Origin of the sequence: Streptomyces sp. NPDC101165, from assembly GCF_044768135.1 — a bacterium.
GTDB lineage: Bacteria > Actinomycetota > Actinomycetes > Streptomycetales > Streptomycetaceae > Streptomyces.
Genome location: NZ_JBIWPG010000017.1, coordinates 94,821 through 116,686 on the forward strand (window position 1 = coordinate 94,821; position 21,866 = coordinate 116,686).

The following is a 21,866-nucleotide window of genomic DNA, read 5'->3' on the forward strand; positions in this document are numbered from 1 at the left end:
TGACATGCCCCGTCCGTCATACGGACACCCGTACGGGTTGCAGGTGTCCTCCCGTCGGCTGTCGTTCACCCGTATGTGGCACGGGTGTTGGACCCCGGTGGCATCTTCCCCCACATGGAGACCCCCGACGTCGGCATCCCGCGCCCGCTCGCGGAGCGGATGAGCATGGCCGAACAGTACGAGTACCTGCGCACCCGGATGGTCCGCCGCCGCACCCTGGTGACGGCGGGCGCGGTCGCGGGCGGCCTGCTGACCGGCTGCTCCTCCGGCTCCGGTACGGCTGCGCACCCGGCCCCGGCCGCCTCGCGGGTGTCCGGCTCGGTGGTCGGCCCCTTCGGCCGCCATCTCGCCTTCGGCGCCGATCCGAAGACACGGATGCGGGTCTCCTGGCAGGTACCCCTCGCGGTGCAGCGGCCGTACGTGCGCGTCGGGCTGCGCCCCGACGACCTCGGCCGCCGGATCGAGGCCGAGGTGCGCAACCTGCACACGCCCGGGGTGCAGGGGGTGCGGCCCGCGGTCGAGCAGTACTACCTGCACGCGACCCTGGACGGCCTGAAGCCCGGCACGACGTACTACTACGGCGTCGGCCACGACGGCTGGGACCCGGCCGCTCCCGCCCACCGCACCGGCCTCGCCTCCTTCCGCACGGCACCCGCGACCCCGGAACGCTTCGTCTTCACGGCCTTCGGCGACCAGGGCGTGGGGCAGGCCGCGAACGCCAACGACCACCTCGTGCAACGCCAGAACCCCGCCTTCCACCTGCACGCGGGCGACATCTGCTACGCGGACGTCAACGGCGCCGGTCAGACCTCGGACGGCTACGACCCCACGTTCTGGGACCAGTTCCTGAAGCAGAACGACCCGGTCGCCAAGTCGGTGCCGTGGATGGTGACCACCGGCAACCACGACATGGAGGCCTGGTACTCACCCGACGGCTACGGCGGACAGCTGGCCCGGTTCTCCCTGCCGGACAGCGGCTTCGACCCGCACGGGACACCGGGCGCCTACGCGTTCACCTACGGCAACGCCGGCTTCGTCGCGCTGGACGCCAACGACGTGTCGTACGAGATCCCGGCCAACTTCGGGCACAGCGGCGGCCGGCAGACCAAGTGGCTGGACGCGACGCTGGGCGAGCTGCGCGCGGCGAAGGGCGTGGACTTCCTGGTCGTCTTCTTCCACCACTGCGCGTACTCGACCTCCCAGCACGCCTCCGACGGCGGTGTCCGCGAGGAGTGGCTGCCGCTGTTCGCGAAGCACCAGGTGGACCTGGTGATCAACGGGCACAACCATGTGTACGAGCGGACGGACGCGATCAAGGGCGGCGAGGTCGGCAGGTCCGTCCCGATCGGCGCGTCGACCGATCCGACGCGGGACGGGATCGTGTACGTCACCGCGGGCGGCGGCGGCCGGGACCTGTACTCCTTCCCCTCGGGCGTCAAGGACAGCTACGAGGGTCATGTCACCCGGCACGACGCCGTGGAGACCTTCCACTGGACCACGGACAAGGAGCACGCCAAGGAGTCGGCCCCGTGGTCACGGGTGCGCTACACCGGCTTCTCGCTGCTCGCGGTGGAGGCGCGGCCGGGCCCGTCACCGCGGCTCACGGTGTCGGCGCTGGCCGAGGACGGACGGCGGATCGACCACTTCGAGGTGCGGCGCGGTGGATGAGATCCGAGGTGCGGCGCGGCGGTGAGCCGCGCCGCACCTCTATACGGGGTGCGGCTCCCGGATCGGTGGCGGCTACGGCCGCTCAGTGGCCGGTCTCGCCGCCGTTGTCGCGGCGGTCGAGGGCGCGCTGGAGGGCGGCGGCGGCGTTCTGGCGCTCGGACTCGCTCGTGCGGGACACGTGGCGGACTCGGCGGCGGACGGTCGTCTCGGCCATGGAAATCGACTCCTTCGGCAAACCGGAGTGCGGCAAGGGGGGTTGCGAGACGCCGGAGGGGCGGGGAGCGGTGCCGCAGGGGTTACCTGCACGGGGCCCGGCTCACGACCGCCATTCGCTGGATCGAGCGAGACGTTCGGCTCCTACAAAAGTAAGGGAGCCGGCCGAGCCTGTCTGCACAATTACTCGGACTTCCTACTATCTGAGACGGTGGACTGGGTCACACGGCCGCGACCTGCGCTTTTCCCGAACGCGGGTGGAGTGAGCGCAGCTCCCGGACGAGCGCCCGAACGGCGGAGGTCGCGGCCAGTTCCGGGGTGGTGACGTAGCCGACGGAACGGGACGGCCGCTCGGGTCCCAGGTGGGTGACGGCCACCGAGGGCGGGGCACCGGTGAGGGAGAGCGCGGGCATGATGGCCATGCCGAGACCGCTGCCCACCATGGACAGCACCGCCCCGTCGTCCTCGGCGCGCACGGTCGCGGGCGGGATCCAGTCCTGGGCGGCCCACCAGTCGCGGGTGTAGGAGCCGCAGTTCTCCATCCAGTCGACCAGCGGGAGGGTGCGCGGGGCCGGGTGTCCTGCGGGGTGGACCAGGGAGTACGGCTCCTCCAGCAGTACGTCGCCGACCAGCCCGGCGGGCAGGGGCGAGCCGCCGCCGAGGGTGGCGATCCCGAGGTCGGCCCGCCCTTCGGCGACCTCGCCCGCGGTGCCGGGGCCCAGTTCCCGTATGACGGTGACGGTCACCTCGATGCCCGGGTGCCGTTCGGCGAGCCGTTCCAGGGCGGGCGGCAGCAGATGCAGGGCGGCGCTGCGGAACGCGGCGACACGCAGTGCGCCGGTGGCCTCGCCGGTGCCCGCGCCCCGGGCGTCGGCGGCCAGCGCCCGGAGCATCCGCAGCACGCGCCGGGCATGGGCCGCCGCCCGCTCCCCGCCGGGCGTCGGCCGGGCGCCGAACCGGCCGCGCTCGAAGAGGACGACGCCCAGCTTGCGCTCGATGCCGCGCACGGCGTGGGAGACGGCGGACTGGGTGGCCCCGAGCCGGGCGGCCGCGGCCGAGAAGCCGCCCTCGTCGGCCACGGCGACGAGGATCCGCAGCTCCTGCGGGGTAAGGTCGACTGCTGTCACTCGGGGCTCCCACCTGCGTCTATGAGGGCGGTTCATGGATCACCGCGTTCCATGAGCGCAACCCTCTGCCCGGCCCCGGCATTCCTTCCTACGGTCCCTGCCATGACCGAGATCGCGCTCACCGTGCAGCAGACCGCCCGTCCGACCGGCTTTCCGACCGCAGGCCACTTCCGCTTCGCCGAGTCCCCCGTCCCCGAACCGGCCCCGGGCACGGCCCTGTTGGAGAACCTCTACTGGTCCGTGGACCCCTACCACCGCGAAATGATGGACGGCGACTTCGAGTTGAACGCCCCGCTGGAGGGCCGCACCCTCGGCCGGGTCGTCGCCTCCCGCACCCCGGCGCTCCCCGAGGGCGAGATCGTCTTCCACCGGCAGGGCTGGCGCACGCACTCCGTGGTCCGACCCGAGGAGGTCAGGCGACTCCCCCACCACGCGGGCGTGCCGCTGTCGGCGTACCTGAGCGTGCTGGGCGGCACGGGCCTGACCGCCTATGTCGGCCTCACCCGGATCGCACAACTGCGCGAGGGCGCCGACGTGTTCGTCTCCGGCGCGGCGGGCGGGGTGGGCACGGCCACCGGCCGCTTCGCCCGGCTGCTGGGCGCGGGCCGGCTGATCGGCAGCGCGGGATCGACGGAGAAGGTCAAGTACCTGACGGAGGAGGTCGGTTACGACGCCGCCTTCGACTACCACTCCGCCCCGGTCGCCGAACTCCTCACCACGGCCGCCCCGGACGGCATCGACCTGTTCGTCGACAACGTCGGCGGCGACCACCTCGGCGCGGCGATCGGCGCCCTGCGGGAGCGGGGCCGGGTGGTCCGGATCGGCACGATCAGCAGGTACAACACCCCGGACGCGCCACCGGTCGTCTTCAACCACTCGGACGTCGTGGAGAAGAGCCTGCGCATCGAGGGCTTCCTGGTGAGCGGCTACCGGGACGTGCAGGACGAGCTGTACGACTTCGCCGTACCGCACCTGCGCAGCGGGGCGCTCGCACCGGACGAGACGGTGGTGGACGGGTTCGAGCTGATCGTGGAGGCGTTCCTGCTGATGCTGCGGGGCGGCAACACGGGGAAGATCCTGGTCCGCAAGGTGTGACGTACCGTCAGGCGACGTCCCCGTCACGCCAGTCGAGGACGAGCGCGTGGGCCGGGTCCAGGGGTCCGGCGAGCGCGGGCCTGACGTGGACGCCCCCTTCCTCCTCCGGCAGACGGACGATTCCGTCCGGCGAGAGGGCGCACACGTGTCCGCTCCACTGCTGCCAGCCGCGGGCCGCGTACAGCGGGGCGCCGTCCTCGCTCGCGGAGAGCGCGCCGAGGTCGTAGGCCCGGTCGACGATCCGCTCCAGCTCGGCCATCACCCGCCCCCCGAGCCCGGCGCGGCGCACGTCGGCCCGTACGGCGACGGCTTCCACGTACCCGGTGCGCAGCCAGCGCCCCTGGTGCCGTATCCGCCGCATCACGACCGAGCCGTGCGCGGCGAGACCGGCGCCGTCGTGGACCAGGGCGTGCATGCCGCCGAGGCCGTGGTCCCAGTCCTGGTCGGCGAAGTCCCCGTCGAAGGCATCGTCCAGGAGGGCGCGGGCGGCGCGCAGGTCGGCGGGGTCGAGGTCGGCCGTGTGGGCGGTGCGCAGGCGAAAGGTCATGAAGCAAGGATCGCATCTAACCTCTAAAAGTCTCTTGACTGGTTAGAGGTGGGCGTGATGCACTGCTGTCATGTCGATTCACCAGGTTCACCACCGCACCGTCACCGTCCGCGGCCTCGACGTGTACTACCGCGAGGCGGGCCCGGAAGACGCCCCGGTCCTGCTGCTCCTGCACGGCTTCCCGAGCAGCTCGCACATGTTCCGCGAGCTGATCCCGCTGCTCGCCGACCGCTACCGGGTGATCGCCCCCGACCACATCGGCTTCGGCCGGTCGGCCACACCGGCGGCCTCGGAATTCAGGTACCGCTTCGACGAGCTGGCCGCGATCACCGGGGAGTTCACCGAGCAGCTGGGGCTGAAGGAGTTCGCCCTGTACGTCCAGGACTACGGCGCCCCGATCGGCCTGCGCCTGGCCCTCGCCCACCCCGACCGGGTGACGGCGATCGTCACCCAGAACGGCAACGCGTACGAGGAGGGGCTGGGCGAGCAGGCCTGGGCGCCGGTGCTCGCGCTGATCGCGGAGCGGACGCCGCAGACCGAGGAGCCGGTCCGCGAGCTGATCAGCCCGGACGGGATCAAGTGGCAGTACGTGCACGGGGTGCCGGACCCGTCACTGGTCAGCCCGGACGCGTACGAGCACGACATCGCGCGGATGGCCCGGCCCGGCCAGCCGGAGATCCAGCTCGACCTGATCTCCGACTACGGCTCCAACATCACCCTGTACCCGGCCTTCCACGAGTACTTCCGCACCAGCCAGGTGCCGCTGCTCGCGGTCTGGGGCGCGCACGACGCGATCTTCGTGCCCTCCGGCGCGCTCGCCTTCCAGCGGGACCTGCCGAGGGCCGAGGTGCACCTCCTCCCCGCCGGGCACTTCGCCCTGGAGACGCACGCGGATCAGATCGGCGCGCTCATGCGGGACTTTCTCGACCGGCATCTGCCCACTGCCACCACTGCCTGAGCGCCTCCCGGAAGCCCTTCGGGTCCTCCTCCCACGGCAGGTGCCCGGCGTCCGGGAGGATCAGGCGGCGGGCGTGGGGCAGGGCCTCGGCGAGGGAGTCGACGGCCGTGCGCGGCCGGATGTCCCGGTCGCCGTCGATGATCAGCACCGGCACGTCGAGCTTCTGGCAGGCGGTGTACAGCTCCGGGGTGCCCCAGACGCGCTTGCGCTCCTCGTTGAGCACCGTGCTGCACTCGGAGTTGATCCCGAACCACGGGTCGGCCATGCGCCCGGCCGGCTCCAGGGCCCCGTCCCGGTCCTCGAACTCCACGGTCCACTGCAGAACCGCACGCTCCCGCTCCTCCTCCTGCGTGCGCTCCGCGCGGGCCGTCAACTCCCGCCAGCGGGACAGGCGTTCGGGGTGGTCGGCGAGGCGGGTGAGGAAGGTGTGGTGATAGGCGTCGTACCAGTCGGAGTCCGGGCCGATGCCCGTGCCCGCGACGTACACCAGCGAGCCGACCCGGTCCGGATGCGCCAGGGCGTAGCTCAGCGCCAGCTGCGCACCCCAGGAGTGGCCGAGCAGCGCCATCCGCTCCAGCCCGAAGTGCCGTCGTACGGCGTCCAGGTCCGCGACGAACCGCTCGCTCGTCCACGGCCCGTCGCAGCGCTCCGACCGCCCGCAGCCCCGCTGGTCCCAGCGGATCACCGGGGTCACGTCCGCGAGCAGCCCGGCCACGTCACCGAACATGTCCCACAGGCCGGGCCCGCCGTGGCACAGCACCAGCGGATCACCCGCACCGCCCGACCGCTGGGCCCACAGCCGTACTCCGTCGTCCGTCATGACCGTCATGGGTCCAGTGTGACGGGGCGGGAAGAGGGGGCGGAAAATTGGAGACGGGCCGGGAAGCCTGCTCGGATGTCAGACTTCCCGGCCCGTCGTTCGGGGGGCTGAGGATCAGCCCATGTGCGGGTACGTGTAGTCGGTCGGCGCGACCAGCGTCTCCTTGATGGCGCGGGTCAGGGTCCAGCGCATCAGGTTCTGCGGGGCACCGGCCTTGTCGTTGGTGCCGGAGGCGCGGCCGCCGCCGAAGGGCTGCTGGCCGACGACGGCGCCGGTCGACTTGTCGTTGATGTAGAAGTTGCCGGCCGCGTAGCGCAGCTTCTCCATCGTGTACGCGGCGGCCGCACGGTCGTTGGAGATGACCGCGCCGGTCAGGGCGTAGTCGGAGACCGACTCCATCTGCTCCAGCATCTCGTCGTACTTGTCGTCCTCGTAGACGTGGATGCCGAGGACCGGACCGAAGTACTCGGTGCGGAAGATCTCGTTCTCCGGGTCGGAGGACTCGATGACGGTCGGGCGGACGAAGTAGCCGACCGAGTCGTCGTAGGTGCCGCCCGCGACGATCGTGCAGGTCGGGTCCTCCTTGGCGCGGTCGATCGCGGCCTTGTTCTTGGCGAAGGCACGGTCGTCGATCACGGCGCCGATGAAGTTCGACAGATCGGTGACGTCACCCATGGTCAGGTAGTCGACCTCGGCCGCGAACTCCTCCTTGAAGCCCGAGTTCCAGATGGAGGCTGGGATGTAGGCGCGGGAGGTCGCGCTGCACTTCTGGCCCTGGTACTCGAAGGCACCGCGGGTGAGGGCGGTCTTCAGGACGGCGCGGTCGGCGCTCGGGTGGGCGACGAGGAAGTCCTTGCCGCCGGTCTCGCCGACCAGACGCGGGTAGGAGCGGTACTTCTCGATGTTGTTGCCGACCGTCTTCCACAGGTACTGGAAGGTCTTGGTCGAGCCGGTGAAGTGGATGCCGGCGAGGTCGCGGTGGACCAGGGCGGCCTTGGAGACCTCGATGCCGTCACCGGTGACGAGGTTGATGACGCCCTTGGGCAGACCGGCCTCCTCCAGCAGCTGCATGAGGAGAACGGCGGCGTGGGTCTGCGTGGGGGACGGCTTCCACACGACCACGTTGCCCATCAGCGCGGGCGCGGTGGGCAGGTTGCCCGCGATGGCGCTGAAGTTGAACGGCGTGATCGCGTAGACGAAGCCCTCCAGCGGGCGGTGGTCCATGCGGTTCCACACGCCCGGGGAGTTCGCCGGGGGCTGCTCGGCGAGGATCTGGCGGGCGTAGTGGACGTTGAAGCGCCAGAAGTCGACCAGCTCGCACGGGGTGTCGATCTCGGCCTGCTGGGCGGTCTTGGACTGACCGAGCATGGTGGAGGCGGCGATGGTCTCGCGCCAGGGGCCGGACAGCAGCTCGGCGGCGCGCAGGATGATCGCCGCGCGGTCGTCGAAGGACATCGCACGCCAGGCCGGCGCGGCGGCCAGGGCCGCGTCGACGGCGTCCTGCGCGTCCTGCTGGGTGGCGTTGCGCAGGGTGCCGATGACGGCCTTGTGGTTGTGCGGCTGGACCACCTGGATGGTCTCGCCGCCGCCCATGCGCCGCTCGCCGCCGATGGTCATCGGCAGGTCGATCGGGTTCTCGGCCAGCTCCTTGAGCCTGGCCTCCAGCCGGGCGCGCTCGGGCGAGCCGGGGGCGTAGCCGTGCACCGGCTCGTTGACGGGGGTGGGGACCTGGGTCACAGCGTCCATGAGATCCGTAACTCCTTGTACGTGAGCGGGTGTTCGGGCTAGCCCTTGCTGACCATCGACCGGAGGCTGTGCTTATCCGGGGGACAACCCCCGGACCCCCGGCCGAGGCTGCGGCACAACCAAGTTGCATCAGCCACGGCTGATCATGCTCCTCAGGAAGAAGCGCAGGTTGGCCGGCTTCTCCGCGAGACGGCGCATGAAGTAGCCGTACCAGTCGGTGCCGTAGGCGGTGTAGACGCGCATGCGGTGGCCCTCGGCGGCCAGGCGCAGGTGCTCGTCGCCGCGGATGCCGTAGAGCATCTGGAACTCGTACTCGTCCAGTTTGCGCCCGGCCTGGTGCGCCAGCTCCTGGGCGATGGCGATGAGGCGCGGGTCGTGGGACCCGATCATCGGGTAGCCCTCGCCCTCCATCAGCGTCTTCAGGATGCGCACGTAGGCCTTGTCGATCTCGTGCTTCTGCTGGTACGCGACCTCGGCGGGCTCCTTGTAGGCGCCCTTCACGAGGCGGACGCGGCTGCCGGCCTCGGCGAGGCGGCGGGCGTCGGCCTCGGTGCGGAAGAGGTAGGCCTGGATGACGCAGCCGGTCTGCGGGAAGTCCTTCCGCAGCTCCTCGTGGATGGCGAACATCGAGTCCAGGGTGGTGTGGTCCTCGGCGTCCAGCGTGACGGTCGTACCGATGGCGGCGGCGGCCACGACGACGGGGCGGACGTTGGCGAGCGCCAGCTCGTGGCCGCCCTCCAGGGCCTGGCCGAACATCGACAGCTTGACGGACATCTCGACCTGCTCGCCGAGCTCCAGCTCGCGCAGCCGGTCGATCAGCAGCAGGTAGGCGTCCCGGGCGGCGGCGGCCTGCTCGGGAGTGGTGATGTCCTCGCCGACGACGTCCATCGTCAGCTCCAGGCCCTTGGCCGTCAGGTCCCTGATGATCGGGACGATGTCGTCGACGGTCTCCCCCGGGATGAAGCGGTCGACGACCTGCTTGGTCACCGGGGCCGCCGAGATCAGGCGTCGCATCCGGTCGCTGCGCGACGCGGCGAGAATCACGGGACCCAGCACGGGGCACCTCCACAGACAAGCACCAAAACGGCCGCCACCCGACGATTCGGGTACGGCACGGAGAACCACCGTGAAACCTAAGGATCTCTCCGATCGTCGGCCATCGACAGCTGTCACGCATCCGTGCACTGGATCTCAGACAGATGTATGAAGGCGGCGCGGAAGTGCGCGAGAATGCCCGAGTGGCGGCGGATGCAGCATCCTTTAGAAGCGTGGGCGATTATCAGGAGCTGGTGGACGAGATCTCGGAGCTGCTGGGGGCGCCCGCGACCCTGGAGAACCGGGACTTCGAGCTGATCGCCTTCGGTGCGTACGACAGCGAGGGCGACCTGGATCCCTCGGCGCTGGACCCGGTGCGCACCCGCTCGATCCTCACCCGGCGCTCCACGGCGACGGTGCGGGCATGGTTCGAGGGCTTCGGCATCACGCGCGCGACGGGACCGGTACGGATCCCGCCGACCCCGGAGGCCGGTGTCTACCGCGGCCGCATCTGCCTGCCGGTACGCCATCGGGGTGTCGTCCTCGGCTACGTCTGGCTGCTGGACTACGACCCGGGTCCGACGGACGCGCAGCTGGCGGCCGCCATGCAGGTGACGGGCCGGATCGGCGCGCTGCTCGCCGACGAGGCGCAGGCGGGGGCCGGTCTGAGCCGGGAGCTGCGGGCCGTGCTGACCGCGGAGAGCGGGTGGCAGCGGGACTCGGCGGTGATGGAACTCCGCACCGCCCTCGGGACCCGCGCGGACGCCCCCCACACGGTGGTCTGCATCGCCCCGTGGCCCTCGGCCGACCCGGAGCAGGCCCCGTCGCCGCGTACGGTTCCGCACGCCGCGGCCCTCTGTACGGTGCCGTGGGGGACGGCCGGTCAGAGCCTCGCGATCCTGGTGCGGCTGCGCTCGACGGATGTCGCGGTACCGGCGCTGACGGCGGCCTCCCGGCTGCTGAAGGAGGCGGAGGGGACGCGACCGGGTGCGGCCAGGGCCGCCGCCGGTGTCGGCGAGCCCCGCAGCGGGCTCTCCGAACTGGGCACGGTCTGGCAGGAGGCCTCCGCCGCGGCGCGCGCCGCCCTGGCCGAGCCGAGGTTCGGGCCGGTGGCCGAGTGGCGGGGCATCGGCCCGTACCGCCTGCTGACCGCGCTGCCCACGGAGGCCCCCCACGACCCGGCCGTCGCGCCCCTCCTCTCCCCCGCCCACCAGGAACTGGCCCGTACGGCCGAGGTCTACCTGGACCGCGCGGGCCAGGCCGGCCGCGCCGCGGCGGAGCTGGGCATCCACCGCCAGACTCTCTACTACCGCCTCTCCCGCGTGGAACAGCTGACGGGCCTGGACCTGGACGACGGCGAGGACCGGCTGCTGCTGCACATGGCGCTGAAGGGGGCCCGGCTGTAGCCGCCGGTGCCGGGCCTCGTCATCAGGCGGCTGCCCGGGTCAGCGACACTGTCCGGACCGCGGACCGCTGACCGTGTTGTCGCTCTGGTTCAGGACGGGTTCGTTGCCGTCGCAGGAGAGCGGGCCGTCGACCCCGTTGCCCTCGAAGGCGGGTGTGGCCTCCTCGGGCAGCAGGCCGCTGCCGCTGTTGCCGGTGATGCTCACCGCGCCGGTCACCGAGTTGCCGACGGCTCCGATGCCGCCGGTGTTGGCGTCCAGGGTCAGCGGACCCCGGACGACGTTGCCCGCGCAGGCCGTCGTGTCGCCGCCGATCCGTACGTAGCCGGTGCTGTGTCCGACGGTGAGGGGCCCGGTGAGCGTCGACCGGCAGACGGCGAGGGCGAGGGCCCCGTCGGCGGTGACGGCTCCGGTGATCCGGGCGTCCGAGACGGCGAACGATCCGCCGGGCTGCACCGTGACCTTGCCGTCCTGGCTGCCGCCGGAGCGATGCAGATCGCCTGGTCGGCGGGGACGGTCAGGACACCGTGGTGGGCCGTGGTGAGGCAGGGCCGGCTGAAGCCGACCGTGAGGTCGGTCGGCCCGTCGGTCGCGCCCGGGGTGAAGCCGGGGTCGCCGCTGTAGGTGGCGGTGATCGCGTGGGAGCCGGGGCGGAGCCCGCCGGTGGTGAGGCGGGCCCGGCCGCCGTCGAGCGGCACGGTCGCCAGCGCGGTCGTGCCGTCCGAGAACGTCACCGTGCCGCTCGGGGTGCCCGCGGCGGGGTTCGCCGGGTCGACGGTGGCGGTGAGGGCGACGGCGTGTCCGAACAGCGGGGTGGAGGTGTCCGGGGTGAGCGAGACGGCGGTCCGGTAGCGGAACGAGACGATCGCCCTGCCGGTGCCGTGGTTGACCCCCTGGAGCAGCGAGACCTCGGACGCTGCCGGTGCCGCGTAGCTGCTTCCGCCGCCGCCACCGGCCCCGTAGAGGTTGCCCGGGTTGCCGCCGCCGGAGCCGCCTCCGCCGCCGAACCAGCCGCCGCCGCCACCACCGCCGCCGTTGCCGCCCCGGGCACCGTTGCCGCCGGGGCCGCCGCTTCCGGGGTTGGGTAGACCCGTGTTGGGGTCGGTGTCGCTCGCGGCGCCTCCGGGGCCGCCGAGGGCGGAGTTGGGACTGCCGGTGCCGGGCGTGGTCCGGCTTCCCCCGCCGCCGGCGACTCCGGAGCCGTCGGGTCCGCCGCCCTGACCGCCGTCCTGGCCGACCGGGCCACCGCCGTCGCCTCCGTGCAGCAGCGGCCCGCCGTTGCCCGCGCCTCCGCCGCCGCCTGCCACCAGGACCCGGTCGGCGGCACCGAAGTCACCCGCCCGGACGTCGGAGGCGCCGCCGCCGGAACCGCCGCCGCCATGGGCGCCACCGCCACCGGAGCCGTGACCGAAGCCGCCGGGCCGGGCGAACTCGCCGTGCCGCGAGGTGCCCGGGATGCCCGCGGCCCCCACGGTGAGCTGGAGCTTCTGGCCCGCGGTGACGGCCAGCAGGGCCCGGGTCTCACCACCGAGTCCGCCCGGCGCTCCGGTGTTCGGCGGGTTGGGGGCGACGAATCCGGCCGCGCTGCCGCCCTCGGCGCCGTACAGGTCGACGCTGATGGCGTCCACCCCGTCCGGCACGGTGAAGGTGTCCGTCCCGGCGGTGCTGTACATGCAGGTGGGCGGGGTGGTGGTGAACAGGCCGCCGGCGCCGCAGGGCGACGCGGGAGCGGCGGTGGCGGGATCGGCCGGCACGGCGGCCCCGGCGGGCAGCGGTGCGAGGACCGCCGCGACCAGGCCGGCCGCGCCGACCGCGGGCAGGAGGGTGGTTCTGAGGAGGCTCAACGGGGTTCCCTGAGGCAGGAGTCGGATCATCGGGAAGCAGAGCCGGCGCCTTGCCGGCGCCGGCTCGCGCAGCGGCTCAGACGCCGTCGTCGGCGCACAGGGCCCAGACGTCGGAGGAGGTGCTCGGCGAGCTGCCGCCGCCGGTGTGGGTGACGGCGGTCCAGTACGCGGCCGTGGTGGTGCCGTCCGCGACCGGGGTGCCCCCGGAGTCACTGGGGTAGCTGCCGTTGAGGTGGTCGCCGACGGAACCGGGGGCGGTGAAGTCGGTCGTGGTGACGCTGCCTCCGCTGATCGCGGCGCCGCCGCTGACGAGCTTGCCGTCGTTCCCGCCGCAGCCGACGGTCGTCGTCCGACCGCTGGTCGCGGCAGTGGGTCCACTGGCCTCGCTGAAGCGCACCTTGACGGTCGTACCGCTGATGTCGATGTTGTCGCCGCTGCAGATGGCGTAGGCGTAGGTGGTGTTGCTGCTGTTGCCGCCTCCGCCGTTCCAGCCGACCGCGGTCCAGGAGTCGGGGTTGGTCTCGCCGTCGGCGGCGGCCTTCTGCCCGTAGTCGTGCGCGGAGTTGTTGAAGGTGGGGAAGCTCGCGATCGGCTTGAGACTGCCGACGCTCGCGGGCGTGATGCGGGCGCCGCCGCCGAGCAGCCGGGTGTTCGCGGGGCAGGTGGCGGTGACCAGGCCGACCGTGCCGCTGGTGGTCGGGCCGGCGAGCTTGTTCATCACCACCTGGGTGTGGTTGACGAGGTTGCTGGTGAGGCACAGGGCGTACGGGGTGCTGGAGAAGTCGGCGTTGACCGCTCCCCCGCTGCCGCCGATGCCGAGCCAGTGGGTGACGTCGGTGCCGACCACGCCGGTGGAGCCGGTGTACTCGGTGGTGCCGTCCGGGCTGGGCGAAGTGCCGTTGATCTTGTTGCCGTTCGACGAAGTGCCCGTGCCGATGGCCTGGTTGACACCGCCGCCGGAGATCAGGCCGCTCGCGCAGGCCGCGCCGGTGGTGATCTCGGAGAAGGTGGAGGCGGGTCCGGCCGTCGCGCCGGGGGTCTTCACCGTGACCCCCGCGGTGTTGGCGTACGCGACGCCCGGCACCGCGAGGGCGAGCGCGGCGCCGACGACCAGGGTCTTTCCTATGACGAGCTGCCGAAGACGTCTTGTCCTCATCGAGTCCTGCCTTTGTGAGTGCCGCCGCGGGAAGCGGTCCCGCGCGGAGGGGCGACGGGCCGTGCGGCCGTCGCGTGGGCCGACTCACTCCCTGTGGGGAGTTGGCTCCCATGCCGCGGCGACGGCGCCTCCCAGGTGTCCTGGGGCACCCTCCGGCCGCTGGAGCATGCGGACCATATCAGCCATCAAGGCCCGCATCTACAGTGCAAATTCGCGGAAATCCCTGGCAGATGCGACCTGCACATTCCGGCCGCCCCGCGCCTCGGACGAACCACACACATGGCGGCCGGACGCACCGGACCCGCTCGTACGATGCTCCAGCGGGCGGTCGAGTTGTCGACAATCGGCGTCATCGAGCAACGAACGGGCACACCCGTCCTTGGCCGCCCCTTTACCCGGAGGGCTCCGCAGGCCCCGCCCTCCGGGACGGCAGGGTCAGCTCTTCACGGCTCCCCCGATGGTCCGCCGCAACCCCTCGGTGAGCTGCTCCGCGGTGGTCGCCGAGTCCGGGTCGAAGAGCCACTGGACCATGAGGCCGTTGAGGAGGGTCTGGTAGAACCGGCCCTCGGTGTCGACGGTCTCCTTGTCGAGGTCGGACTCCGGAACGCCACTGAACATGGAGACGAGGCCCGAGCGGCCCTCCTCCTGCGCCTCGGCCAGCAGCTTGCGCACCTCCGGGATCCGGTCGCCCTGGAGGACGAGCTCGAAGCTCAGCAGCCAGATCGCCCGCGACTCGGGGACGGCCCGGATGATGTTCGCCCACATCTCATGGAACCGCTCCAGCGATCCCCGGGGCTGCGTCACCTCCCCGCCCAGGCCCGGGTCGAAGCTCTCCCCCACGCCCTCGATCAGCGAGACGTACGCCTGCACCAGCAGCGCGTCCTTCGACCCGTAGTGGTAGCCGATCGACGCCAGGTTGGTGCCCGACTCCTTGACGATGTCCCGCGCGGTCGTGCGCAGGAAGCCCTTCTCCAGCAGGCAGCGCTTGGCGCCTTCCAGCAGATCCTCACGATGTCCCATGCGGACCACCCTACCGCCGATTCATACAACCGTCCTAGACGCGTGAATTACACAAGCGTTCTAGACAAACGTTTAAGACGCTTGTACAGTCATCGGCATGACGAACTCGACGAGCACCAACTCGCCCGCCGGACGCGCCGGTCGGCGCGAATGGACCGCGCTCTGCGTGCTGATGCTTCCGCTGCTGCTGGTCTCCATGGACGTCTCGGTCCTCTACTTCGCCATCCCGGCGATCAGCGCGGACCTGGAGCCGAGCGGCACCCAGCAGCTGTGGATCTTCGACATCTACGCCTTCGTCCTGGCCGGCCTGCTGATGACGATGGGCTCGCTGGGCGACCGCACAGGGCGCCGCAAGCTCCTCCTGATCGGCGCCGCCGCCTTCGGGGCCGCATCCCTGGTGGCGGCCTACGCGAACAGCGCCGAGACCCTGATCGCCGCCCGCGCGGTCCTCGGTATCGGCGGGGCGACCCTGATGCCGTCGACGATGGCGCTGATCCGCACGATGTTCACCGACCCCGGGCAGCGGGCGAAGGCGATCGGCATCTGGTCCGGCGTGATGACCGGCGGCATCGCACTCGGCTCCGTGCTGAGCGGTGTGCTGGTCCAGTACTTCTGGTGGGGCTCGGTCTTCCTGGTCAACCTGCCCGCGATGGCCCTGCTGCTGGTCCTCGGCCCGGTCCTGCTCCCGGAGTCGAGGAACCCGGAGCCCGGCCGTTTCGACCTCGTGAGCGTGCCGCTGTCGATGGCGGCGGTCCTTCCCGTGATCTACGGCCTCAAGGAGATCCCGTCCGAGGGCTGGCACCCGCAGTACGTCGTCTCGGTCACCGTCGGCCTGGTCTTCGCGGCCCTCTTCGTCCACCGCCAGCGCACGGCCGCCTCGCCGATGATCTCGCCGGCCCTGTTCCGCGGCCGGGGCTTCGCCCCCGCGGTGGTCCTGAACCTCGTCTCCGCGTTCGCGATGATGGGTTCGGCGTTCTTCACCACGCAGTATCTGCAGTCGGTGCTCGACAAGAGCGCGATGGAGGCGGCCCTGTGGGCGCTGCTGCCCTCGGTGCCGATCGGCATGGCGGCCCCGGCCGCGACCGCCCTGGTCCAGAGGGGCGTCAACCGCGCCTACGTGGTCACGGCGGGCTTCGCGATCGCCGCTACGGGATACGGCCTGCTGGCCCTGGCCGGCACGGACTCCCTCTGGCTCGTCCTCACCGCCTGCGGCGTCCTGGCCTCCGGCATCGTCATGGTGATGTCGCAGATGACCGACCTGGCCATGGGCGCGGCCCCGGTGGAGAAGGCGGGCGCCGCCTCCTCCCTGCTGGAGACCGGCCAGGAGTTCGGCGGCGCGCTGGGCATGGCGGTCCTCGGCTCCATCGGTACGGCGGTCTACCGCCACGAGATGCCGTCCTCGGCCCCGGCCGAGGCCCACGAGACCCTGGGCGGCGCGCTCGCGGTCGCCGGCCGGCTGCCGGGGCGCACGGGTGACGCTCTGGCGACGGCGGCCCGGGAGGCGTTCACCACCGGCATGCACGGCGCGGCGATCGCGGGGGCGGTGCTGCTGGCTCTCGCGGCCGTCGGGGCGGGGGCCACCCTGCGCCGGATCCACGTCCGGGAGACTCCGGCACCGGAGGGCGTCGCAGCGTCCGAGGAGGCCGCGGCCTGAACCGCACACCTCCGGCACAAAAGCGCCGGGCGGGCTGAGAACTCCTCAGCCCGCCCGGCGCTTTGCCCGACGGCGACTCAGACGAGGTTCACCGAGCGGGCCGACGTCGCACCGATCTCGGACGCGACCTCGGCCAGAACCGCGGAGCCCACCGTGTCGTCCACGGTCAGCACGGCCAGCGCCTCTCCGCCGACCGTCGCGCGGGCGACCTGCATGCCGGCGATGTTGATGCCCGCCTCGCCGAGGATGCGGCCGACGGTGCCGACGACACCCGGGCGGTCCTCGTAGCGCAGGACGACCATGTGGTCGGCGAGGGCGAGGTCGACGTCGAAGTCGCCGACCGCGACGATCTTCTGCACGTGCTTCGGGCCGGCCAGCGTGCCGGAGACCGACACCTCCTCGCCGCTGCCGAGCGTGCCGCGCACGGTCACCACGTTGCGGTGGTCGGCGGACTCGGAGCTGGTGGTCAGCCGCACCTCGACGCCACGCTCCTGCGCGAACAGCGGCGCGTTGACGTACGACACCGTCTCGTCGACGACGTCCTCGAAGACACCCTTGAGCGCGGACAGCTCCAGCACCTTCACGTCGTGCTGGGTGATCTCGCCGTAGACCTCGACGTCGAGACGGACCGCGACCTCGCCCGCGAGCGCGGTGAAGATGCGGCCGAGGCGCTCGGCGAGCGGCAGACCCGGCTTGACGTCCTCGGCGATGACACCGCCCTGGACGTTCACCGCGTCCGGCACCAGCTCACCGGCGAGCGCGAGGCGCACCGACTTGGCGACGGCGATACCGGCCTTCTCCTGGGCCTCGTCGGTCGAGGCGCCGAGGTGCGGGGTGGCCACGACCTGGTCGAACTCGAACAGCGGGGAGTCCGTGCACGGCTCCTTGGTGTACACGTCCAGACCCGCGCCCGCGACGCGGCCCTCCTTGAGCGCCGAGTACAGCGCCTCCTCGTCGACGATGCCGCCGCGGGCCGCGTTGACGATGCGCACGCTCGGCTTGACCTTGCGCAGCGCCTCGTCGCCGATCAGGCCGAGGGTCTCGGGGGTCTTGGGCAGGTGGACGGTGATGAAGTCGGAGACCTCGAGCAGTTCGTCCAAGGACAGCACCTTGACGCCCATCTGAGCGGCCCGCGCGGGCTGCACGTAGGGGTCGTAGGCGACGACCTTCATGCCGAAGGCGGACATGCGCTGCGCGACGAGGGCACCGATGCGGCCCAGGCCCACGACGCCCAGCGTCTTCTCGGCCAGCTCGACACCCGTGTACTTGCTGCGCTTCCACTCGCCGTTCTTCAGCGCGGCGTTCGCCTGCGGGATGTTGCGCGCGGTGGCGAGGAGCAGACCGCAGGCCAGCTCGGCGGCCGTGACGATGTTGGACGTCGGGGCGTTGACGACCATCACGCCGGCCTTGGTGGAGGCGGAGACGTCGACGTTGTCCAGGCCGACGCCGGCTCGCGCGACGACCTTGAGCTTCTTCGCGGCGGCGATGGCCTCGGCGTCGACCTTGGTGGCGGAACGGATCAGGATCGCGTCGACGTCGGCGATGGCCGGGAGCAGCTCGGCTCGGTCGGCGCCGTTGCAGTGCCGGATCTCGAAGTCGGGGCCGAGCGCGTCGACGGTCGCGGGCGACAGCTCTTCAGCGATGAGTACGACGGGTTTCGAGCTCACGTGAGTCCTCACAAGTCCAATGCGGACGGCCGTCCCGACGGCCGCTGGCGGTGGAGGGGGCTAGCCGCGGAAGACGCACGACGCTGTGGGCCTGACGCGTATGTTGTGCAGCAGTGTAGTGGCGTGCCGGAGGGCGTCTTGCGCCTCTGCGGAAGGATCACCCGTCCGTGGCTGGACGGGATGGACAAAGGGGGCCGGAGCAGTCTGCCCCGACCCCCTGACGTGGGGCTTACGCCTCCTCGTTCACCCAGCTCATCAGCTTGCGCAGCTGCTTGCCGGTGGTCTCCAGCAGGTGCTCGGAGTCCTGCTGCTTGTACTCGTTGTACTTCTTCAGACCGCCGTGGTACTCGTCCATCCAGGTCTGGGCGAAGGTGCCGTCCTGGATCTCGGTGAGGACCTGCTTCATCTCGGCCTTGGTGGCGGCGGTGATGATGCGCGGGCCGGTGACGTAGTCGCCCCACTCGGCCGTCTCGGAGACGGACCAGCGCATCTTCTCCAGGCCGCCCTCGTACATGAGGTCGACGATCAGCTTCAGCTCGTGGAGGCACTCGAAGTAGGCGATCTCCGGCTGGTAGCCCGCCTCGACCAGGGTCTCGAAGCCGGCCTTGACCAGGGCGGAGGTGCCGCCGCACAGCACGGCCTGCTCGCCGAACAGGTCGGTCTCGGTCTCCTCGGTGAAGGTCGTCTTGATGACACCGGCACGGGTGCCGCCGATGGCCTTGGCGTACGACAGAGCCAGCGGGAAGGCGTTGCCCGTGGCGTCCTGCTCGACGGCGGCGATCGCCGGAACGCCGCGGCCCTCCTCGTACTGGCGGCGGACCAGGTGGCCCGGGCCCTTCGGGGCGACCAGGGCGACGTCGACGCCGGCCGGGGGCTTGATGAAGCCGAAGCGGATGTTGAAGCCGTGGGCGAAGAACAGCGCGTCGCCGTCCTTCAGGTTCGGGGCGATGGACTCCTCGTAGACCTGGGCCTGGATCGGGTCCGGGATGAGGATCATGATGACGTCGGCCTCGGCGGCGGCCTCGGCCGGGCTCACCACGCGCAGGCCCTGCTCCTCGGCCTTGGCCTTGGACTTGGAGCCCTCGTGCAGACCGACACGGACGTCGACACCGGAGTCGCGCAGCGACAGGGCGTGCGCGTGGCCCTGGCTGCCGTAGCCGATGACCGCGACCTTGCGGCCCTGGATGATGGACAGGTCGGCGTCAGCGTCGTAGAACAGCTCGGCCACTTTGGGTTCTCTCCTTGGTGTGCAGGTTGTGCGTCCCACCGTATGCCGGTGAGCGGACGGAAAGTCTCGGGGTCTCGGCATACGGGCGACCGGCGATGCACCGACCGCCCGTATTCAGCCTTACGCGGATCGGTCGAGGGCGCGCAGCGAGCGATCCGTGATCGAGCGGGCGCCGCGGCCGATCGCGATCGTGCCGGACTGCACCAGCTCCTTGATGCCGAACGGCTCCAGCATCTTGAGCATGGCGGACAGCTTGTCGCTGGATCCGGTGGCCTCGATGGTGACGGCCTCCGGGGAGACGTCGACGGTCTTGGCGCGGAACAGCTGGACGATCTCCACGATCTGGGAGCGCGTCTCGTTGTCGGCGCGCACCTTCACCAGAACGAGTTCCCGCTGAACGGCCGAACCCGGCTCCAGTTCGACGATCTTCAGGACCTCGACGAGCTTGTTGAGCTGCTTGGTGACCTGCTCCAGCGGCAGCGCTTCGACGCTGACCACGATCGTGATGCGGGAGATGTCGGCGTGCTCGGTGACGCCGACGGCGAGCGAGTCGATGTTGAAGCCGCGGCGGGAGAAGAGGGCGGCGATCCGGGCCAGGATGCCCGGCTTGTTCTCCACCAGGACGGAGAGCGTGTGCTTGGACATGTTCTTCTGCGTCTCTCTCGCTCAGTCGTCTTCGTTGTCGCCGAAGTCGGGGCGGACGTCCCGGGCGGCCAGGATCTCGTCGTTGGAGGTGCCGGCGGCGACCATCGGCCACACCATCGCGTCCTCGTGGACGATGAAGTCGATGACGACCGGACGGTCGTTGATGGAGTTCGCCTCTTCGATGACCTTGTCCAGGTCCTCGGGGCGCTCGCAGCGGATCGCGTAACACCCCATGGCCTCCGACAGCTTCACGAAGTCGGGGACGCGGGTGCCGGCGCTCGGCTCCTTGCCGGTCGCCTCCGGGCCGGAGTGCAGCACGGTGTTGGAGTAGCGCTGGTTGTAGAAGAGGGTCTGCCACTGGCGGACCATCCCGAGGGCGCCGTTGTTGATGATGGCGACCTTGATCGGGATGTTGTTCAGGGCGCAGGTGGTCAGCTCCTGATTGGTCATCTGGAAGCAGCCGTCGCCGTCGATCGCCCAGACCGTACGGTCCGGCCGGCCGGCCTTGGCGCCCATGGCGGCCGGGACCGCGTAGCCCATCGTGCCCGCGCCACCGGAGTTCAGCCAGGTGGCGGGCTTCTCGTACTGGACGAAGTGCGCGGACCACATCTGATGCTGGCCGACGCCCGCGGCGAAGATCGTGCCCTCCGGGGCGAGCTGCCCGATGCGCTCGATGACCTGCTGCGGGGCCAGGGAGCCGTCCTCGGGCTGGTCGTAGCCGAGCGGGTAGGTCTCGCGCCAGCGGTTGAGGTCGCTCCACCAGGCGGTGTAGTCGCCCTTGTGGCCCTCGCTGTGCTCCTTCTGCACGGCCTGGACCAGGTCGGCGATGACCTCGCGGGCGTCACCGACGATCGGCACGTCGGCGGCGCGGTTCTTGCCGATCTCGGCCGGGTCGATGTCGGCGTGGACGATCTTGGCGTACGGGGCGAAGCTGTCCAGCTTGCCGGTGACGCGGTCGTCGAAGCGGGCTCCGAGGGCGACGATCAGGTCGGCCTTCTGCAGCGCGGTGACGGCGGTGACCGCACCGTGCATGCCCGGCATTCCCACGTGCAGCGGGTGGCTGTCGGGGAATGCGCCGAGCGCCATCAGGGTGGTGGTGACGGGCGCTCCGGTGAGTTCGGCGAGGACCTTCAGCTCGGCGGTGGCCTGCGCCTTGATGACGCCGCCGCCGACATAGAGGACGGGCCGCTTGGCGGAGGTGATCAGCTTGGCGGCCTCGCGGATCTGCTTGGCGTGCGGCTTGGTCACCGGGCGGTAGCCGGGCAGGTCCATGGTGGGCGGCCAGGAGAAGGTGGTCTTCGCCTGGAGGGCGTCCTTGGCGATGTCGACCAGGACCGGGCCCGGGCGGCCGGTGGAGGCGATGTGGAACGCCTGCGCGATGACCCGCGGGATGTCCTCGGCCTTGGTGACGAGGAAGTTGTGCTTGGTGATCGGCATGGTGATGCCGACGATGTCCGCCTCCTGGAAGGCGTCCGTGCCGATCGACTTCGAGGCGACCTGGCCGGTGATCGCGACCAGCGGCACCGAGTCCATGTGCGCGTCGGCGATCGGCGTGACCAGGTTGGTGGCGCCGGGGCCGCTCGTCGCCATGCAGACGCCGACCTTGCCGGTGGCCTGCGCGTAGCCGGTGGCCGCATGGCCGGCGCCCTGCTCGTGGCGGACCAGGACGTGGCGCACCCGGGTGGAGTCCATCAGCGGGTCGTACGCCGGCAGGATGGCACCGCCGGGAATGCCGAATACCGTCTCAGCGCCGACCTCCTCGAGGGAGCGGATGAGGGACTGCGCACCCGTCACGTGCTCGACGGGGGCGGAGTGCTGTCCTCCGGATCGGGGCCGCGGCTGCGGATGGGCCCCGGTGGCCTGCTCGGTCATCGGCATTCTCTTCTCGATGCTGAGGGTTTTTGCGAGGTTTGTGCGGTGTACGACTGCGGTACGACAGGTGCCTGTGCAACAAAAAACCCCTCGTGCCGTAGGGCAAGCGAGGGGAGCGCGCCGGTGTGGTCGCTGGGGATTCCGGATCGTCCTCCGGTCGTTCCCAGC

Annotated in this window: 19 protein-coding genes; 5 read left to right on the top strand and 14 right to left on the bottom strand. The window is 71.2% G+C overall.

Going from position 1 to position 21,866, the window contains the following annotated elements; genetic code table 11:
- The first annotated feature begins 114 nt into the window (after nt 1-114).
- Nucleotides 115-1,668, top strand: a complete 1,554-nt coding sequence (locus ACIRVH_RS32160; protein WP_403960458.1) for a purple acid phosphatase family protein — start codon at nt 115-117, stop codon at nt 1,666-1,668.
- An 82-nt stretch (nt 1,669-1,750) separates the two neighbouring features.
- Here the strand turns inward: ACIRVH_RS32160 and ACIRVH_RS32165 are convergent, their stop codons facing one another.
- Nucleotides 1,751-1,882 carry a hypothetical protein gene (locus ACIRVH_RS32165; protein WP_145883508.1) on the bottom strand — a complete coding sequence of 44 codons (132 nt, stop codon included), beginning with the start codon at nt 1,880-1,882 and terminating at the stop codon, nt 1,751-1,753.
- A gap of 220 nt (nt 1,883-2,102) precedes the next feature.
- On the bottom strand, nt 2,103-3,008 hold the full coding sequence (locus ACIRVH_RS32170) for a LysR family transcriptional regulator (RefSeq protein ID WP_403960460.1): 906 nt from the start codon (nt 3,006-3,008) through the stop codon (nt 2,103-2,105).
- 102 nt (nt 3,009-3,110) lie between these two features.
- Here ACIRVH_RS32170 and ACIRVH_RS32175 point away from each other — a divergent pair, with 102 nt between their 5' ends.
- Entirely contained in the window at nt 3,111-4,103 is a 993-nt protein-coding gene (locus ACIRVH_RS32175) for an NADP-dependent oxidoreductase (RefSeq protein ID WP_403960463.1), read from the top strand.
- A 7-nt stretch (nt 4,104-4,110) separates the two neighbouring features.
- Here ACIRVH_RS32175 and ACIRVH_RS32180 read toward each other — a convergent pair whose 3' ends face one another.
- Complete coding sequence (locus ACIRVH_RS32180) at nt 4,111-4,650, bottom strand: GNAT family N-acetyltransferase (protein ID WP_403960466.1); 540 nt, start codon at nt 4,648-4,650, stop codon at nt 4,111-4,113.
- 70 nt (nt 4,651-4,720) lie between these two features.
- On the opposite strand from ACIRVH_RS32180, the gene ACIRVH_RS32185 reads away from it, so the two are divergent.
- Entirely contained in the window at nt 4,721-5,608 is an 888-nt protein-coding gene (locus ACIRVH_RS32185; RefSeq protein ID WP_403960469.1) for an alpha/beta fold hydrolase, read from the top strand.
- On the opposite strand, the gene ACIRVH_RS32190 is transcribed toward ACIRVH_RS32185, so the two are convergent.
- The 3 genes from ACIRVH_RS32190 to ACIRVH_RS32200 form a co-directional block, all read right to left on the bottom strand.
- Nucleotides 5,559-6,437 carry an alpha/beta fold hydrolase gene (locus ACIRVH_RS32190; protein ID WP_403960472.1) on the bottom strand — a complete coding sequence of 293 codons (879 nt, stop codon included), beginning with the start codon at nt 6,435-6,437 and terminating at the stop codon, nt 5,559-5,561. The two genes, ACIRVH_RS32185 and ACIRVH_RS32190, sit on opposite strands and share 50 nt — an antisense overlap.
- 105 nt (nt 6,438-6,542) lie before the next feature.
- Nucleotides 6,543-8,174: an L-glutamate gamma-semialdehyde dehydrogenase gene (pruA, locus tag ACIRVH_RS32195; protein WP_403960475.1), complete on the bottom strand. Its 1,632-nt coding sequence runs from the start codon at nt 8,172-8,174 to the stop codon at nt 6,543-6,545.
- A gap of 129 nt (nt 8,175-8,303) precedes the next feature.
- Nucleotides 8,304-9,230: a proline dehydrogenase family protein gene (locus ACIRVH_RS32200; RefSeq protein ID WP_403960477.1), complete on the bottom strand. Its 927-nt coding sequence runs from the start codon at nt 9,228-9,230 to the stop codon at nt 8,304-8,306.
- Nucleotides 9,231-9,373: 143 nt separating this feature from the next.
- On the opposite strand from ACIRVH_RS32200, the gene ACIRVH_RS32205 reads away from it, so the two are divergent.
- Nucleotides 9,374-10,615: a PucR family transcriptional regulator gene (locus ACIRVH_RS32205; RefSeq protein ID WP_403960480.1), complete on the top strand. Its 1,242-nt coding sequence runs from the start codon at nt 9,374-9,376 to the stop codon at nt 10,613-10,615.
- A 39-nt stretch (nt 10,616-10,654) separates the two neighbouring features.
- Here the strand turns inward: ACIRVH_RS32205 and ACIRVH_RS32210 are convergent, their stop codons facing one another.
- The 4 genes from ACIRVH_RS32210 to ACIRVH_RS32225 all read right to left on the bottom strand — a co-directional run bounded on the left by ACIRVH_RS32210 (nt 10,655) and on the right by ACIRVH_RS32225 (nt 14,632).
- A complete protein-coding gene (locus tag ACIRVH_RS32210; protein WP_403960482.1) occupies nt 10,655-10,819 on the bottom strand; it encodes a hypothetical protein in 165 nt (54 codons plus the stop codon).
- A 56-nt stretch (nt 10,820-10,875) separates the two neighbouring features.
- Nucleotides 10,876-12,456 (bottom strand): Ig-like domain-containing protein, encoded by a 1,581-nt coding sequence (locus ACIRVH_RS32215; RefSeq protein ID WP_403960484.1) that lies wholly within the window; start codon nt 12,454-12,456, stop codon nt 10,876-10,878.
- Nucleotides 12,457-12,532: 76 nt separating this feature from the next.
- A complete protein-coding gene (locus ACIRVH_RS32220; protein WP_403960487.1) occupies nt 12,533-13,612 on the bottom strand; it encodes a hypothetical protein in 1,080 nt (359 codons plus the stop codon).
- Between the two features lie 435 nt (nt 13,613-14,047).
- On the bottom strand, nt 14,048-14,632 hold the full coding sequence (locus tag ACIRVH_RS32225; RefSeq protein WP_403960489.1) for a TetR/AcrR family transcriptional regulator: 585 nt from the start codon (nt 14,630-14,632) through the stop codon (nt 14,048-14,050).
- Between the two features lie 97 nt (nt 14,633-14,729).
- Here ACIRVH_RS32225 and ACIRVH_RS32230 point away from each other — a divergent pair, with 97 nt between their 5' ends.
- The gene (locus ACIRVH_RS32230) at nt 14,730-16,286 is read left to right on the top strand and encodes an MFS transporter (RefSeq protein ID WP_403960491.1); all 1,557 of its coding nucleotides are present in this window, start codon (nt 14,730-14,732) and stop codon (nt 16,284-16,286) included.
- Nucleotides 16,287-16,363: 77 nt separating this feature from the next.
- Here ACIRVH_RS32230 and serA read toward each other — a convergent pair whose 3' ends face one another.
- The 4 genes from serA to ACIRVH_RS32250 all read right to left on the bottom strand — a co-directional run bounded on the left by serA (nt 16,364) and on the right by ACIRVH_RS32250 (nt 21,698).
- Nucleotides 16,364-17,953 (bottom strand): phosphoglycerate dehydrogenase, encoded by a 1,590-nt coding sequence (gene serA / locus ACIRVH_RS32235; RefSeq protein ID WP_403960493.1) that lies wholly within the window; start codon nt 17,951-17,953, stop codon nt 16,364-16,366.
- A 229-nt stretch (nt 17,954-18,182) separates the two neighbouring features.
- Entirely contained in the window at nt 18,183-19,181 is a 999-nt protein-coding gene (gene ilvC / locus ACIRVH_RS32240; RefSeq protein WP_403960496.1) for a ketol-acid reductoisomerase, read from the bottom strand.
- A gap of 120 nt (nt 19,182-19,301) precedes the next feature.
- On the bottom strand, nt 19,302-19,826 hold the full coding sequence (gene ilvN, locus ACIRVH_RS32245; RefSeq protein ID WP_145883520.1) for an acetolactate synthase small subunit: 525 nt from the start codon (nt 19,824-19,826) through the stop codon (nt 19,302-19,304).
- 21 nt (nt 19,827-19,847) lie between these two features.
- Complete coding sequence (locus ACIRVH_RS32250) at nt 19,848-21,698, bottom strand: acetolactate synthase large subunit (protein WP_403960498.1); 1,851 nt, start codon at nt 21,696-21,698, stop codon at nt 19,848-19,850.
- Nucleotides 21,699-21,866 lie beyond the last annotated feature (168 nt).